The following is a 15,682-nucleotide window of genomic DNA, read 5'->3' as shown; positions in this document are numbered from 1 at the left end:
TGAAATGAACCGCGGGAAGCGGCGCGGGTAGGACTGGGCTTTTGGGGCTTGGTTCACGGGGCGGCGGTGAGAATCGCGGCGGGCCGACGAAGTGTCTGGGACGGGCGTTCCTGTAGGCCGTTGCGGTGTTTTTTCCAGCCTTTCGCAGGCCAGCCTGCTCCCACAGGTTGTTGGGGTGTACCGGGATCCCTTGTGGGAACCCGCCTGCTGGCGATGGCGGCCGTTCAGGTGCCGCAGGGGGCGACAGTTGCTCCCACAGGTTCTGCGCCGATTGCGCGATTACAGCCCGGCAACCCTCACCGGTTCAGCGCCTCGCCGATCCACTCCAGATACTCCGGCCGCTCGGCAATCGAGTTGTGCCCCGCAGGTGCGATCACCCGGAGCGACGCCACGCCTTCGGGAAAGCTGCGCAACAGCCGCTCGGTGCTGGCGCGGGGGATCACCTCGTCGTCGCTCGCCGCCAGCAGCAGCGTCGGCACCTGGATGTGCGCCGCGTAGCGACCGGACTCGAAACGGTCCTTGAGCAGCCACTTGACCGGCGCCCACGGATACTGGCGCGCGGCAAGTTCCTCGAGGTTGTTGTAAGGCGTGACCAGGACCAAGCGCTGCACGGGCCGCTGACTGGCCAGCCGCACGGCGACGCCGGAACCGAGGCTGCGCCCGATCAGCGCGATCTGGGGATGGCTGGCGTACACCCGGTCGAATAGCGCCAGGGCATCCCGGGCAATGGCTTCTTCGGACGGGGAACCGCCGCTGCCGCCAAACCCCCGGTAATGCAGCAGGTACACGGCATGGCCGGGAAAGGCCCGGGCAAGCGTCGCCAGGCTGAGCGAGACGTCTTCGGCATTGCCGCCGAAGTAGATCAGCGCCTTGGGGCCGGGGTGTTCCCGGACGCTCACGCGGATGTCGGCGTCCGGCGTCGCCAGCGTGAGTCGCGTATCCGGCGAATCCACCGCCGCAGGCTGGGGGAAATAGATCAGCGCACGCTGGAACACGAACAGCGCCGCGCACAGGATCAGGTACGCGGCGATGGCCAAGGCGACGAGTGACATCAGGGTTCGTGACATTCGGCTAACTTTAACGGGGCGCGCAGGCGGGTTGTCGCAGTGTAGCCCAGCGGATCCTTGCCCCAGCGCCTCGCCCAGTGCCGCAGGAGGCCAGACCATGCAGACCCGCGCCATCCCCTCGACCTGCGAAGCGCTGCCGACGGTAGGGCTGGGCACCTACCGGGCCTTTGACGCCGCGCCGGGCGATCCGCTGCACCGGCCTTTGCCGGCGGTGCTCGGCGAGCTGTTCAACAAGGGCGGCACGGTCATCGACAGCTCGCCCATGTACGGCCGCGCCGAAGAGACCGTCGGCGGGCTGCTGTCGATCCACGAACCGCGCTCGCCGGCCTTTCTGGCCACCAAGGTGTGGACACGCGGCCGCGAAGAGGGCATCGCGCAGATGGAGCGCTCCCTGCATTTGCTGCGCACCGACTGCATCGACCTGATGCAGATCCACAACCTGCTGGACTGGCAGACCCACCTGCCGACGTTGCGCGACTGGAAGGCCCGGGGGCGCATCCGCTACATCGGCATCACCCATTACGCGCCGTCGGCCCATGACGAGGTCGAAGCGGTGCTGAAGGCCGAACAGGTGGACTTCCTGCAAATCAACTACGCCCTCGACGACCGCGCCGTGGAGAAACGCATCCTGCCGTTGTGCCGCGAGCGCGGGGTGGCGGTGATCTGCAACCGGCCGTTCGGCGGCGGGGCACTGCTGGAGCGGCTGCGGGGCCGGCCGCTGCCGGGGTGGGCGTCGCAGGTGCAGGTCACGAGCTGGCCGCAGCTGCTGCTCAAGTTTCTGCTGGCCCACCCGGCGGTCACCTGCGTGATCCCCGGCACCGGCAACCCGCGCAGCATGGCCGACAACGCCGGCGCCGGGTTCGGGCTGACGCTGACCGACGCGCAGCGCCAGCAATTGATCGCGCTGGTGGGCTGAGCAAGGCACGAGACGACAAACGGTGGCGGGCACCCGCTGAATCATCCGTGGTTTGCCCGGTCGTATCTGCGGCGGCGCGCACCGGGCCAAGAGGCGAGGGCAGCGCCGGCCGTTTCCGTCGTCTTGACCCTGGTTTTGGGAAGCCCTGAATGAAGCCTGCAACAACCTTGCTGCTGACCGTTTCCGCCGCCGTCCTGTTGGGCGGCTGTGTCGCGGACTTTGATGATGACTACCGCCATGGCGGGTACTACGACCGCGACCGTGGCCGCTACTACGACCACGACCGGCGCTGGGACGACCGCGATGACGACCGGCGCGAATGGCGTCGCCATCACCGCGACCGCGACGACTACAACGACCAGGACTGAGTCAACGCAAAAAGGGCGCTCCCGGCCGGGAACGCCCTTTGGCATTAAAAGTGAGCGCTCGCCCGGACGCCGGCACGCGCAGGCGCGGAGGCCTCGAGATCCAGCAAATGGGTGGCGAGTATGTCGCTCAGAAAACGGAACTGATCGTTGAGGCCCACCACGCCGTTGCTGAAATGATGGCTGGCGGCGGGCATCAGCAGATCTTCGAAATCTTCATCAAACACCAGTGCCTGTGCCTTGCGCGGCACCGCGTGCTGGTCGTAGTAGTTGCTGCCGAACACCGGGAAGCTCACGGCGAGGGTGACGGGGTGGCTCATGGTGTTGACTCCTCGATGTGTTGCGGTTGGGTGAATCCTGCGCCAGGCGAACCTTGCGCGAAAGGCAATCGTCGTAATGGTGAACATCGACGGCAATGATGGTTCGGGTGTGGCGGTGAGCCTGAGGGCCCTTCGATCGCCAGCAGGCTGGTTCCCAGCGTTTGAGCAGCCCTGCAGCCTCCTGTGGGAGCGAGCCTGCTCGCGATAGGGCCTGCACATCCCCCCTCACCGCCGACCGACCCACCTATACTCAAACGCATACCGCCCCGGCTCCCTGAAGGACACCACCGTGAACCTGCGCGCGCTGGCCGTCGCCGCACTGTTTCTGCTGGCCGGCTGCGCCACCACGGCGCGGGCCCCGGTCAGCGCGCCGGCGGTGGCGGTGTCGCCCGCCACCTGGCAACAGATCGACCGGGAAATCCTCAGCGCCTCGCAACAGGCCACCGAGCAGGCCAAGCTGTTCGCCCGGGGTTCGATGGAACATTGGCGCACTCGGGTCTATCAGCAAACTGAAGAAAATTTCATTCCGTGGTTCAGCAGCTACTGGACCCAGGAATGGCTGTCGATGAAAGTCAGCTGGTACACGATCAGCGCCGGCGGCGAACAGGACGCGTCGGCCAAGCGTCTGGCGGCGTATCTGCTTGAGCAGTATCAGGAAAGGGTGCTGGCGCCGGTGGCTGTGGAGATCGACCCGGACGCGATCCTCGGCCAGTCCACGGCGTTCTATGCACAGCAGATGGCGCAGCAGATGCCGCTCATCGCCCAGCGTCACGGCGTGCCCGTCGCCCAGCTCAACGGGCGCCTGCAGAAGATTCCCGCCATCGCCCTCGGGCCGCCGCCGGCCCGGGATGCGTCGCTGTATCAGGTGATCAGCACCGAACCGTTGAACACCTTGCCGGCCTACGCCGCGCTGATCGACAAGATCCACACCGACGGCGGCGCCAAGGGCATCGCCTCGACCGATGCCGGCATGGCCCCGGTGGCCCGGCGCGCCAGCCAGCGCATGGAAGCGGAAATGGCCCCGCGCGGCGCCGCCGGCGCGGTGGCGGCCGCGGCGGGGAAACTCGCCGGGGCGCTGATCTCCGTGGGCGTGGCCGGCATCCGCGCGATCATCCAGGCCAACGACCGGCCGGACAGCGAAGCGCTGATCCGCAGCAGCCTGGGCAACACGTTCGACAAGGCCTGGCTGAAACTGGTGCAGAACCCGACGACCGGCGTCATGGCCGGCACGCTGCACATCGCCGGGCAGGTCGAGGGCAGCCTGGGCGACCGCCAGGAGCCGTCGGTCGGGCAGGGCCTCCAGCGTGTCGAATGGCGGCCGCCGGAATCGACCAGTCAGCAGATCCAACCCGATCCTCAAGGAGAATGACCATGGCTTACATCGATATCTTTGTGGCGCCCGTGCCGAACGCCAACCGCGGGCAATATGAAAAGCACTGCGCGGTCGCCGCGAAGCTGTTCAAGGAATACGGTGCCCGGGACGTTGTGCAGTGCTGGGGCGATGACGTGCCGGACGGCAAGGTCACCTCTTTCCCGATGGCGGTGAAACTCAAGGAAGGCGAAACCGTATCCGCAGGCTGGCTGGTCTGGCCGGACAAGGCCACCCGCGACGCCGGCATGGCCAAAATGATGGACGACCCGCGCATGCAGCCGGACGCCAACCCGATGGGGTTCGACGGCCAGCGCATGATCTTCGGCGGCTTCAGGCACCTCGTCGAATCCTGAAGCCCAACCCCTGCATCTGAGAACGACTCGGAAACTGTGGGAGCTGGCTCGCCAGCGATGGCGGTAGGTCAGGCGACAGAGATGCCAGCAGTGCCGGCCCTATCGCTGGCAAGTCGAGTCGTCGCACCGCAGCTCCCACAGGTTTTGCGGCGGGCAACGGTGCAGGGCTACTCCGCCGACGGTGTGATCCGGCAGCTCTTGCGCAAGCGGATCTGTTCGTCCGTCGGCCGCTCGTGGATGAATTCGAAGCGCGGCTCGCCTTCGCTGTAGTGCACCAGCCAGCCCCATTCCAGTTCGGTTTCGTCCTGCCCGGGATTCGGCGGTCGGGCCCACCAGGGTTCTTTGCTGAGGATCTCGCGCATGGCGGTCTCCGGTCGATGGCCATCCCTGAACTATAACCTTCATGTCGCGGGCCGCCAGAAAACGGCCGTGTAGAATCCACAGGATCACGACCTGCGAAGGAGAGGGGCCATGAAGGACGACGTACCCGGTGACCAACCGTTCAAGCGGCTGTTCTTTGCCCTGGACTGCCCGCCGGCACAGCGCAAGGCCATTGCCCAATGGCGCAGCGCCTTGAGCCTGCGGGCCGGCAAACCGGTGCCGGCGGACAACTTTCACCTGACGCTGCTGTTTCTCGGCGCGGTGCCGTTGGCGCAGATCGCGCCGGTGTGCGAAGCGGCCGCCAAGGTGGGCACGCCGGGGGCGGCGCTGAGGATTTCGCTGGATCGCTTGCAGGTGTGGCGCAAGGCCGGCGTGCTGTCGCTGGCACCGGAACAGGCACCGCCGCCGCTGCTGCGGCTGGTGTACGCACTGGAACAGGCGATGCTGCCGTTCGGTTTCGAAGCGCCGCCGAGGGAGTTCCAGCCGCACCTGACGCTGATGCGCGACTTTCGCGAACCCGTTCCCGAGTCCGCCACCGCGCCGGAATTCTTCCTGCGCGCCGAGCGCTTTGCCCTGTTCGAATCCCACAAGGGCCGCTATCGCGTTTTGGCCGAATGGCCGCTGGCTTGAGCCGACAAAAAAAGGCGCCCGAGGGCGCCTGAATTCACCTGAACCGAGGAATGCCAGGTGAGGCCGTTCAGAGAGAGGGTGCAGCGGTGGTAAGGCGCTGCGTGAACGGAAAAACGTTGTCGTGAGTCTTGCCGTTTCCCCTGTGGAAGCATGCGGTGCCTTCACTGACGCCAACGCCAGCGGGCTCGCCCCAGAGGTTCACTTGCCGAGCTTCACCCGCGTCCAGCCCCGGGTCATGATCCGCTGCGTGGCGATCGGCTGGTCCGGCACCGCATACAGCGTGGCCATCACTTCCTGCGGCGGGTACGAGCCCGGATCGTTGCGGATCGCTTCGTCCACCAGGGGCGTGGCGGCCTGATTGGCGTTGCTGTAGCCGATGCTGTTGGTGATCTCGGCGATGATGTCCGGGCGCATCAAGAAGTTCATGAACAGGTAGGCGTTCTCCACGTTGGCCGCATCGCGGGGGATGGCGACCATGTCGTAGAAGCTGCCGGCGCCTTCCTTGGGGATGCTGTAGTCGATCGTCACCTTGTTGCCGGCCTCTTCGGCGCGGGCCTTGGCCTGCAGCACGTCGCCGGAGTAGCCGACGGCCACGCAGATGTTGCCGTTGGCCAGGTCCGAGATGTACTTGGACGAATGGAAATACGCCACCGACGGGCGGATCTTCATGAACAGCGCTTCGGCCTCGGCGATGTGCCGGGCGTCCTTGTCGTTCACCGGATAGCCCAGGTAGTGCAGGGCGGCCGGGAGCATTTCGGTCGGCGAGTCGAGGAAGCTGATCCCGCAGGCCTTGAGCTTCTCGGCGTTCTGCGGCTTGAACAGCAGGTCCCAGGAATTGACCGGCGCGTTCTCGCCGAGCACTTCGCGCACCTTGTCCGGGTTGAAGCCGATGCCGATCGAGCCCCACATGTACGGGAACGCATGGGCGTTGTCCGGATCGCTGGCGGCGGCGTTCTTCAGCAGCACCGGGTTGAGGTTCTTCCAGTTCGGCAGCCTGGATTTGTCCAGGGTCTGGTAGACCCCGGCCTTCACCTGCTTGGCCAGAAAGCTGTTGGACGGCACGACGATGTCGTAGCCGGACTTGCCCGCCAGCAGACGCGCCTCCAGGGTCTCGTTGCTGTCGAACACGTCGTAGGTCACCTGGATGCCGGTCTCGTCCTCGAACTTCTTGACGGTGTCGGGGGCGATGTAGTCGGACCAGTTGTAGACGCGCAGCACCTTGTCGTTGGCCTGGGCGCCCGTGGCGATTGCGCCCAATAAGGACAGTGTCAGCAGAGTCCTGCCAAACATTTTCATCGGTGAAACTCCATTTTTCTTGTTCAAAAACATACTGCGGGAATTCGGTGAATCTGTGGCGAGGGCGCAACTGCCCTCGCCACTTTCTTCAGGCCGTGGCCGCCGCGCGCTGCGGCTGTTGCCACGACTCGTTGGCCGTCTGGTCCATGGCTTCCTGGATCGCGCGCTTGCGGTTGGCTTCCGCCTTGCGGCCGAAGTACCAGACCAGGAAGGTCACCAGCGACACCGCCAGCAGGATCAGGCTGGCCACGGCGTTGATCTCAGGCTTCACGCCCAGGCGCACCGCCGAGAACACTTCCATCGGCAACGTGGTCGAGCCGGGGCCGGACACGAAGCTGGCCAGCACCAGGTCGTCCAGCGACAGGGCGAACGACATCATGCCGCCCGCCGCCAGCGACGGCGCGATCATCGGGATGGTGATCAGGAAGAACACCTTGAACGGCTTGGCGCCAAGATCCATCGCAGCCTCTTCGATCGACAGATCCAGCTCGCGCAGGCGCGCCGACACCACCACCGCCACATAGGCCGCGCAGAACGTGGTGTGGGCGATCCAGATGGTGACGATGCCGCGCTCCTGGGGCCAGCCGATCAGTTGCGCCATGGCCACGAACAGCAACAGCAGCGACAGGCCGGTGATCACCTCGGGCATCACCAGCGGCGCGGTGACCAGGCCGCCGAACAGCGTGCGGCCCTTGAAGCGGGTGACGCGGGTCAGCACGAACGCGGCCAGCGTACCCAGCGCCACGGCGGCGATCGCGGTGTAGCAGGCGATCTCCAGCGAGCGCACCACCGAGCCCATCAGTTGGGTGTTGTCGAGCAGGCCGACGTACCACTTCACCGACCAGCCGCCCCACACCGTCACCAGCTTCGAGGCGTTGAACGAGTAGATCACCAGGATCAGCATCGGCAGGTAGATGAACAGCAGGCCCAGCACCAGCATCAGGCTGGAGAAACGGAAGCGTTTCATTCTTTACCCTCCATTTCCTTGGCCTGGCTGCGGTTGAACAGCAGGATCGGCACAATCAGGATCAGCAGCATCACCACCGCCAGGGCGGACGCCACCGGCCAGTCGCGGTTATTGAAGAACTCTTGCCACAGCACGCGGCCGATCATCAGGGTTTCCGGGCCGCCCAGCAGTTCCGGAATGACGAACTCGCCCACCACCGGGATGAACACCAGCATGCAGCCGGCGATGATGCCGTTCTTGGCCAGCGGCACGGTGATCTTCCAGAAGTTGTTGAAGTTGCTCGAGCCCAGGTCCTGCGCGGCTTCCAGCAGGCTGGCGTCGTGCTTGACCAGGTTGGCGTACAGCGGCAGCACCATGAACGGCAGGTATGCATACACGACACCGATATAGACCGCCGTGTTGGTGTTGAGGATCTCGATCGGGTGATCGGTCAGCCCCGTCCACATCAGGAACGCATTGAGCAGGCCGTTGTTGCTGAGGATGCCCATCCACGCATACACGCGGATCAGGATCGCGGTCCAGGTCGGCATCATGATCAACAGCAGCAGCACGTTCTGCGCTTCCTTGCTGGCCTTGGTGATCGCGTAGGCCATCGGGAAACCGATCACCAGGCACATCAGCGTGCTGAGCAGCGCGACCTTCAGCGAACCGAGGTAGGCCGACAGGTACAGCTCGTCTTCGCCGAGCATGCTGTAGTTGCCGATGTTGAGGAACAGCTGGAATTTCTGCTCGGCGTAGGTGTAGATCTCCGAGTAGGGCGGAATCGACAGGGCCGCTTCCGAGAAGCTGATCTTCATCACCAGGAAGAACGGCAGCATGAAGAACAGGAACAGCCAGATGAAAGGAATCCCGATGACGAACTTGCGTCCGCTGGGCACCCACCGCATGAACCGCTGATTGAGAGTGCTCATGAGCGCAGCACCACGCCGCTGTCGTCTTCCCACCACACGTAGACCTTGTCGTCCCAGGTCGGCCGTGCGCCGCGGCGTTCGGCGTTGGCCATGAACGACTGGACGATCTTGCCGCCGGGCAGCTCGACGTAGAACACCGAGTGGCCGCCCAGGTAGGCGATGTCGTGCACCTTGCCTTCGGACCAGTTGTAGCGGGCTTCGGGTTTGAGGGAACTGACCAGCATCTTTTCCGGGCGGATCGCGTAGGTGATCGACTTGTCCTGCACTGAGGTGCTGACGCCGTGGCCGACGTAGATCTTCTGCGCAAGGTCGGGGCTGTGAATGATCGCGTGGCCTTCGAGGTCTTCCACCACGGTGCCGTCGAAGGCGTTCACGTTGCCGATGAATTCGCAGACCATGCGGTTGACCGGCGCCTCATAGATGTCCACCGGGCTGCCGACCTGGGCGATCCAGCCCAGGTGCATGATCGCGATGCGCTCGGCCATGGTCATGGCCTCTTCCTGGTCGTGGGTCACCATCACGCAGGTCACGCCGACGCGCTCGATGATTTCCACCAGTTCCAGCTGCATCTGCGAACGCAGCTTCTTGTCCAGCGCGCCCATCGGTTCGTCGAGCAGCAGCAGCTTCGGGCGCTTGGCCAGCGAACGGGCCAGGGCCACGCGCTGGCGCTGGCCGCCGGACAGTTGGTGCGGCTTGCGCTTGGCGTATTGGGTCATGTGCACCAGGCGCAGCATCTCTTCGACGCGGGCGTCGATCTCGCTGGCCGGCAAACGGTCCTGCTTGAGGCCGAAGGCGATGTTCTGCGCCACCGTCATGTGCGGGAACAGCGCATAGGACTGGAACATCATGTTGATCGGTCGTTCGTAAGGCGGCATGTCGGTGATGTCCACGCCGTCGAGCAGGATCCGCCCGTCGGTGGGACGCTCGAAACCGGCGAGCATGCGCAGCAGGGTCGACTTGCCGGAACCGGAGCCGCCGAGCAGGGCGAAGATCTCGCCCTGATGGATCTCCAGGGACACGTCGTCCACGGCGGTGGTCTCGTCGAATTTCTTGGTGACGCGATCGACTTTCACCAGAACCTTTTTCGGTTGCTGATGACCTTCAAGGGCCTTCCTGTAAGTGCTGGAGGCGTTTGCCATGTGAAACTCCCAACAGGTTTCAGTCGCCGGGCCAAATGGCCTGGCTCAAAAGTGGATTGCAGATCGTTTGGAGTCATTCCTCCCGGATCGCATCCCCCTGTGGGAGCTGGCTTGCCTGCGATGGCGGCGGGTCAGTCACCCTCAATGTCGAGGGTGATGGCCTCATCGCTGGCAAGCCGGCTCCCACAGGGTTTTGCATCGATCCGATTGCCGACACTCCTGCCGATCCGGCTTGTTCGGCGCCGCCGTCCTGGCTGCCTGGTGGTACTTGTTGTTATTGCGGTTTCGTTGTTTTCACAGGTGACGGATGTGCACACGCACAGCCGCCGCTCCCGTGGGGGCAGTAAAGGGTTTTGCGTCTACGGGGGTGTCAGCGCTGATTGCGCCGTGCCGCTCGTTGCCGGCACGCCGCGCCGAACGCCTGGAAAATCTTCAGGTAGGGCGGGTTGTCCAGCACCTGCCACTCCGGATGCCACTGCACGCCGACGGCGAACGTCGGGCTGTGCTCGACCGACACCGCCTCGATCAGGCCGTCCGGCGCCACCGCTTCGGCGCGCAGGCCGGGGGCGAGGCGGTCGATGCCCTGGCTGTGGATGGAGTTGACCTGAAACTCGCCCGGCAGCTCCAGCGCCTCGAACACACCGCCGGCCAGCACCGTCACGGCATGGGCCGGGGCGTACTGCACGGCGACGTCCGGGCTGTCGGCTTCGCGGTGGTCGAGCATGCCCGGCAGCTCATGCACCTTCTGGTGCAGGCTGCCGCCGAAGGCCACGTTCATTTCCTGGAAGCCGCGGCAGATGCCGAGCACCGGAACGCCCGCCGCAATGGCCGCACGCAAGAGGGGAAGGGTGGTGGCGTCCCGCGCCGGGTCGTGATCCGTGCCGGGGGCGCTGGCAGGGCCCTGGTAGTGGAAGGGCTCCACGTTGGAGGGCGAGCCGGTGAGCAGCAGGCCGTCGAGCTGACCGAGCAGGTCGCCGGTTTCCGTCAGTTCACCCAGGGAAGGAATGACCACCGGCAGCCCCTGCGCCGCGACGCTGACAGCACGCACGTACTTGTCGCCGCTGATGTGGTAGGGGTGCAGGCCGATCTGTTTGACGCACGCAGTAACGCCGATCAATGGCTTGAATGCCATTTTTATTCACCTCGAAGTTTGACACTTGAACGAGCTTTTCCGGAGCTTAGCCGCGTTTATTTTAATTAACAACTGCCATGTAAAAAATTCTAAACGCCGTTCATCCAATCTTCAGGATTTCCGCCGCTCTGGCGTCTGCTTCGGCATGAGGATGTTAAAAAAAGCCCGAAAAATAAACGCTGAACGGCCCTGCGTTCGCTATTGACTTCACTTTGCCGTTCGGGTTGACTGGCTCCGCGAAACAGCAGTGAACATAATAATTAACAGCTAAATAGGTGCATCATGTCGGTCCCTCTGCGTGCCGTTCAACTCAACGAAGCAAACGCATTCCTTAAGAAACATCCTGAGGTTTTGTACGTCGACCTTCTGATTGCAGACATGAACGGTGTGGTGCGCGGCAAGCGCATCGAGCGCACCAGTCTTCACAAGGTCTACGAGAAAGGCATCAACCTGCCGGCCTCGCTCTTTGCCCTCGACATCAACGGTTCCACCGTCGAAAGCACCGGCCTTGGCCTGGACATCGGCGACGCGGACCGCATCTGCTACCCGATCCCCGGCACCCTCAGCATCGAGCCTTGGCAGAAGCGTCCGACCGCCCAACTGCTGATGACCATGCATGAACTCGAAGGCGAGCCGTTCTTCGCCGACCCGCGCGAAGTGCTGGCCAACGTGGTGCGCAAGTTCGACGAGCTGGGCCTGACCATCTGCGCCGCGTTCGAGCTTGAGTTCTACCTGATCGACCAGGACAACGTGAACGGCCGTCCGCAGTCGCCACGCTCGCCGGTGTCGGGCAAGCGCCCGGTGTCGACCCAGGTCTACCTGATCGACGACCTGGACGAATACGTCGACTGCCTGCAAGACATCCTCGAAGGCGCGAAAGAGCAGGGCATCCCCGCCGACGCCATCGTCAAGGAAAGCGCCCCGGCGCAGTTCGAAGTCAACCTGCACCACGTGTCCGACCCGATCAAGGCGTGCGAATACGCGATCCTGCTCAAGCGTCTGGTGAAGAACATCGCCTACGACCACGAGATGGACACCACCTTCATGGCCAAGCCGTATCCGGGCCAGGCGGGCAACGGTCTGCACGTGCACATTTCGATCCTGGACAAAGAAGGCAACAACATCTTCGCCAGCGAGGATCCCGAGCAGAACGCCGCGCTGCGCCACGCGATCGGCGGTGTGCTGGAGACCCTGCCCGCGCAGATGGCTTTCCTCTGCCCGAACGTCAACTCGTACCGCCGCTTCGGCGCGCAGTTCTACGTGCCGAACTCGCCGAGCTGGGGCATCGACAACCGCACCGTGGCCGTGCGCGTGCCGACCGGCTCGCCGGACGCCGTGCGCATCGAGCACCGCGTGGCCGGTGCCGACGCCAACCCGTACCTGCTGATGGCCTCGGTGCTGGCGGGCGTGCACCACGGCCTGACCAACCAGATCGAGCCGCCGGCGCCGACCGAAGGCAACAGCTACGAGCAGAACGAACAGAGCCTGCCGAACAACCTGCGCGACGCGTTGCGGGTGCTGGACGACAGCGAAGTCATGGCCCGGTACATCGACCCGATGTACATCGACGTGTTCGTCGCGTGCAAGGAAAGCGAACTGGCCGAATTCGAGAACTCGATCTCCGACCTTGAGTACAACTGGTACCTGCACACGGTCTGAAGACCACCGCCGGATCCACAGTGACCGGCGCAAACCACAAGTCCGAAATAACACGCCATTCCCTGTGGGAGCGGGCTTGCCCGCGAAGAGGCCGTCACCTTCGACACTGAGGGTGACCGGTCCGCCGCCTTCGCGGGCAAGCCCGCTCCCACAGGGACATCGGTGACCCCATTTCCTGTGTGAGCCACAGCCATGACCATGACCCGCAACGACTGGGAACAGCGTTTCCAGTCCCTGACCCTCGAAGGCCGCGCCTTCATCAACGGCGAATACCGCCCGGCCATCGGCGGCGCCACGTTCGAATGCCTGAGCCCGGTCGACGGCCGTTTCCTGGCGTCCGTGGCCAGCACCGACGAGGCCGACGCCAACCTGGCCGTTGACGTCGCCCGTCAGACCTTCAACTCCGGCGTCTGGGCCAACAAGGCCCCGGCCGAACGCAAGCGCATCCTGATCCGTTTCGCCGATCTGATCCTTGAGCACCAGCAAGAACTGGCGCTGCTGGAAACCCTCGACATGGGCAAGCCGATCAGCGACTCGATGAGCATCGACGTACCGGCGACGGCCAACGCGATCCGCTGGAGCGCCGAGGCCATCGACAAAATCTACGACGAAGTCGCCGCCACGCCCCACGACCAATTGGGCCTGGTGACCCGCGAGCCGTCCGGCGTGGTCGCGGCCATCGTGCCGTGGAACTTCCCGCTGATCATGGCCAGCTGGAAGTTCGCCCCGGCCCTGGCCGCCGGCAACTCGTTCATCCTCAAGCCGTCGGAGAAGTCTCCGCTGACCGCGATCCGCATCGCGCAACTGGCGTTGGACGCCGGCATTCCCAAGGGCGTGTTCAACGTCCTGCCGGGCTTCGGCCACACCGTCGGCAAGGCGCTGGCGCTGCACATGGACGTCGACGTGCTGGCCTTCACCGGTTCCACGGCCATCGCCAAGCAACTGATGATCTACGCCGGCCAAAGCAACATGAAACGCGTGTGGCTCGAAGCCGGCGGCAAGAGCCCGAACGTGGTGTTCGCCGATGCGCCGGACCTGCGCGCAGCCGCACAAGCGGCGGCGGGCGCCATTGCGTTCAACCAGGGTGAGGTCTGCACCGCCGGCTCGCGCCTGCTGGTGGAGCGTTCGATCCGTGAGCAATTCATCCCGCTGCTGGTGGAAGCGCTGCAAGCGTGGAAACCCGGCCACGCCCTCGACCCGGCCACCACCGTCGGCGCGGTGGTCGATCAGCGTCAGCTGGACAACGTCCTGCGCTACATCGGCATCGGCCGGGAGCAGGGCGCCGAGCTGATCGCCGGCGGCCAGCGCACCCTCGAAGAGACCGGCGGCCTGTACGTGCAGCCGGCGATCTTCGACGGCGTGACCAACGCCATGACCATCGCCCGCGAAGAGATCTTCGGCCCGGTGCTGTCGCTGATCACCTTCGACACCGTCGAAGAGGCGCTGCAGATCGCCAACGACAGCATCTTCGGCCTCGCCGCCGGGGTCTGGACGAGCAACCTGAGCAAGGCCCACACCTTCGCCCGCGGCCTGCGCGCCGGCAGCGTGTGGGTCAACCAGTACGACGGCGGCGACATGACCGCGCCGTTCGGCGGCTTCAAGCAGTCGGGCAACGGCCGCGACAAGTCGCTGCATGCCTTCGACAAGTACACCGAGCTGAAAGCGACCTGGATCAAGCTCTGACCTATTTTGCAGCGGCGGCCGCCGGCACGTGCCGGCGGCCCTCGGAGAACAAGAAAATGAAACAGCAACACGTCAACAGCTACTACGCGGCCACCCGCAACGAAACCATCGACTTCCCGACCCTGGAAGAAGCGGTGGACTGCGATGTCTGCATCATCGGCGCCGGCTACACCGGCCTGTCCTCGGCGCTGTTCCTGACCGAGGCCGGCTACAAAGTGACGGTGCTGGAAGCGGCGAAAGTCGGCTACGGCGCCAGCGGCCGCAACGGCGGGCAGCTGGTCAACTCCTACAGCCGCGACGTCGATGTGATCGAGGCGCGCTACGGCGACAAGACCGCCGAGATCCTCGGCAGCATGATCTTCGAAGGCGCCGACATCATCCGTTCGCGCATCAAGCAATACGACATCCAGTGCGACTACCGCCCCGGCGGCATCTTCGCGGCGATGAACAAGAAGCAGCTCAAGGGCCTCGCCGAGCAGAAGCGCAGTTGGGAGCGCTATGGCAACCGCAACCTGAAGCTGCTGGACGCGGCGGACATCCGCCGTGAGGTCGGCTCCGACGCCTACGTCGGCGGCCTGCTGGACATGCAGGGCGGCCACATCCACCCGCTGAACCTGGCCCTCGGCGAAGCCGCGGCCATCGTGCGCCTGGGCGGCAAGATCTACGAGCAGTCCGCCGCCGTGGAAATCCGCTACGGCGAACCGAACACCGTGCGCACCGCCAAGGGCCAGGTGCGCGCCAAGTACCTGCTGATCGCCGGCAACGCCTACCTGCCGCAGGGCCTGGACAACCGTGTGACGGCCAAGAGCATGCCGTGCGGCTCGCAGATCTGCGTCACCGAACCGTTGACCGAGAAGCAGGCCCGCAGCCTGATCACCAACAACTACTGCGTCGAGGACTGCAACTATCTGCTCGACTACTACCGGCTCACCGCCGACAACCGGTTGCTCTACGGCGGCGGCGTGGTCTACGGCGCCCGCGAGCCGGACGACATCGAAACCCTGATCCGCCCGAAGATCCTCAAGACCTTCCCGCAGCTCAAGGACGTGAAGATCGACTACCGCTGGACCGGCAACTTCCTGCTGACCATGTCGCGCATGCCGCAGTTCGGCCGCATCGAGAAGAATGCCTATTACATGCAGGGCTACAGCGGCCACGGCGTCACTTGCTCGCACCTGGCCGGCAAGCTGATCTCGGAAATGATCCGCGGCGACGCCGAACGCTTCGACGCCTTCGCCTCCCTGCCGCACATGCCGATGTTCGGCGGCCGCACCTTCCAGGCCCCGCTCACCGCCATGGGCGCCGCGTACTACTCGCTGCGCGACCGCTTCGGCATCTGAAACCGTGATTTTGTAGGAGCGAGCCTGCTCGCGATGACGTCAGCCCATTCAAACAGGTGACTGGCTGAACCACCGCCATCGCGAGCAGGCTCGCTCCTACAAAGGTCGCGGTCAGCCGAATCCCATCTGACACCCCCCGACCCACTGTGGG

General features: G+C 64.7%; 16 protein-coding genes. 8 read left to right on the top strand and 8 right to left on the bottom strand.

The features are described 5' to 3' along the window. Window positions 1-296 precede the first annotated feature (296 nt). Complete coding sequence (locus tag KVG96_RS13700; RefSeq protein WP_217892626.1) at window positions 297-1,067, bottom strand: alpha/beta hydrolase; 771 nt, start codon at window positions 1,065-1,067, stop codon at window positions 297-299. Between KVG96_RS13700 and KVG96_RS13695 the strand changes: the two genes are divergently transcribed. Both KVG96_RS13695 and KVG96_RS13690 read left to right on the top strand, forming a co-directional pair. Further along, window positions 1,030-1,983 (top strand): aldo/keto reductase, encoded by a 954-nt coding sequence (locus KVG96_RS13695; RefSeq protein WP_225927404.1) that lies wholly within the window; start codon window positions 1,030-1,032, stop codon window positions 1,981-1,983. The two genes, KVG96_RS13700 and KVG96_RS13695, sit on opposite strands and share 38 nt — an antisense overlap. A 149-nt stretch (window positions 1,984-2,132) precedes the next feature. Then, window positions 2,133-2,351 (top strand): hypothetical protein, encoded by a 219-nt coding sequence (locus tag KVG96_RS13690; protein ID WP_217892624.1) that lies wholly within the window; start codon window positions 2,133-2,135, stop codon window positions 2,349-2,351. A 44-nt stretch (window positions 2,352-2,395) separates the two neighbouring features. Here KVG96_RS13690 and KVG96_RS13685 read toward each other — a convergent pair whose 3' ends face one another. After that, window positions 2,396-2,668 carry a hypothetical protein gene (locus KVG96_RS13685; protein ID WP_217892623.1) on the bottom strand — a complete coding sequence of 91 codons (273 nt, stop codon included), beginning with the start codon at window positions 2,666-2,668 and terminating at the stop codon, window positions 2,396-2,398. 289 nt (window positions 2,669-2,957) lie between these two features. On the opposite strand from KVG96_RS13685, the gene KVG96_RS13680 reads away from it, so the two are divergent. Further along, complete coding sequence (locus tag KVG96_RS13680) at window positions 2,958-4,037, top strand: hypothetical protein (RefSeq protein ID WP_217892622.1); 1,080 nt, start codon at window positions 2,958-2,960, stop codon at window positions 4,035-4,037. Between the two features lie 2 nt (window positions 4,038-4,039). Then, entirely contained in the window at window positions 4,040-4,393 is a 354-nt protein-coding gene (locus tag KVG96_RS13675) for a DUF1428 domain-containing protein (RefSeq protein WP_217892621.1), read from the top strand. A gap of 167 nt (window positions 4,394-4,560) precedes the next feature. Here the strand turns inward: KVG96_RS13675 and KVG96_RS13670 are convergent, their stop codons facing one another. Next, window positions 4,561-4,755 carry a PIN domain-containing protein gene (locus KVG96_RS13670; protein ID WP_085583318.1) on the bottom strand — a complete coding sequence of 65 codons (195 nt, stop codon included), beginning with the start codon at window positions 4,753-4,755 and terminating at the stop codon, window positions 4,561-4,563. 109 nt (window positions 4,756-4,864) lie between these two features. Between KVG96_RS13670 and thpR the strand changes: the two genes are divergently transcribed. Further along, a complete protein-coding gene (gene thpR / locus KVG96_RS13665) occupies window positions 4,865-5,404 on the top strand; it encodes an RNA 2',3'-cyclic phosphodiesterase (RefSeq protein WP_217892620.1) in 540 nt (179 codons plus the stop codon). A 198-nt stretch (window positions 5,405-5,602) separates the two neighbouring features. Here thpR and KVG96_RS13660 read toward each other — a convergent pair whose 3' ends face one another. The 5 genes from KVG96_RS13660 to KVG96_RS13640 form a co-directional block, all read right to left on the bottom strand. After that, window positions 5,603-6,700, bottom strand: a complete 1,098-nt coding sequence (locus KVG96_RS13660) for a polyamine ABC transporter substrate-binding protein (RefSeq protein WP_217892619.1) — start codon at window positions 6,698-6,700, stop codon at window positions 5,603-5,605. Between the two features lie 88 nt (window positions 6,701-6,788). Continuing rightward, window positions 6,789-7,667 carry an ABC transporter permease subunit gene (locus KVG96_RS13655; protein ID WP_217892618.1) on the bottom strand — a complete coding sequence of 293 codons (879 nt, stop codon included), beginning with the start codon at window positions 7,665-7,667 and terminating at the stop codon, window positions 6,789-6,791. After that, on the bottom strand, window positions 7,664-8,545 hold the full coding sequence (locus KVG96_RS13650) for an ABC transporter permease subunit (RefSeq protein WP_217894225.1): 882 nt from the start codon (window positions 8,543-8,545) through the stop codon (window positions 7,664-7,666). The genes KVG96_RS13655 and KVG96_RS13650 overlap by 4 nt, the downstream gene beginning before the upstream one ends. 29 nt (window positions 8,546-8,574) lie before the next feature. Then, window positions 8,575-9,717 (bottom strand): ABC transporter ATP-binding protein, encoded by a 1,143-nt coding sequence (locus KVG96_RS13645; RefSeq protein WP_085583328.1) that lies wholly within the window; start codon window positions 9,715-9,717, stop codon window positions 8,575-8,577. 370 nt (window positions 9,718-10,087) lie between these two features. After that, a complete protein-coding gene (locus tag KVG96_RS13640; RefSeq protein ID WP_217892617.1) occupies window positions 10,088-10,849 on the bottom strand; it encodes a gamma-glutamyl-gamma-aminobutyrate hydrolase family protein in 762 nt (253 codons plus the stop codon). Between the two features lie 282 nt (window positions 10,850-11,131). Here KVG96_RS13640 and KVG96_RS13635 point away from each other — a divergent pair, with 282 nt between their 5' ends. The 3 genes from KVG96_RS13635 (at window position 11,132) to KVG96_RS13625 (ending at window position 15,531) form a co-directional block, all read left to right on the top strand. Beyond that, the gene (locus KVG96_RS13635; RefSeq protein ID WP_217892616.1) at window positions 11,132-12,508 is read left to right on the top strand and encodes a glutamine synthetase family protein; all 1,377 of its coding nucleotides are present in this window, start codon (window positions 11,132-11,134) and stop codon (window positions 12,506-12,508) included. Between the two features lie 192 nt (window positions 12,509-12,700). Beyond that, window positions 12,701-14,191 (top strand): aldehyde dehydrogenase, encoded by a 1,491-nt coding sequence (locus tag KVG96_RS13630; protein ID WP_217892615.1) that lies wholly within the window; start codon window positions 12,701-12,703, stop codon window positions 14,189-14,191. 56 nt (window positions 14,192-14,247) lie between these two features. Next, window positions 14,248-15,531: an NAD(P)/FAD-dependent oxidoreductase gene (locus tag KVG96_RS13625; protein WP_217892614.1), complete on the top strand. Its 1,284-nt coding sequence runs from the start codon at window positions 14,248-14,250 to the stop codon at window positions 15,529-15,531. The last annotated feature ends 151 nt before the right edge of the window (window positions 15,532-15,682 follow it).

The sequence above is a fragment of the Pseudomonas ekonensis genome (assembly GCF_019145435.1).
Classification (GTDB): domain Bacteria; phylum Pseudomonadota; class Gammaproteobacteria; order Pseudomonadales; family Pseudomonadaceae; genus Aquipseudomonas; species Aquipseudomonas ekonensis.
The sequence above is the reverse complement of the archived record's forward strand: the minus strand, read 5'-3'. Positions and strand labels throughout refer to the sequence as shown.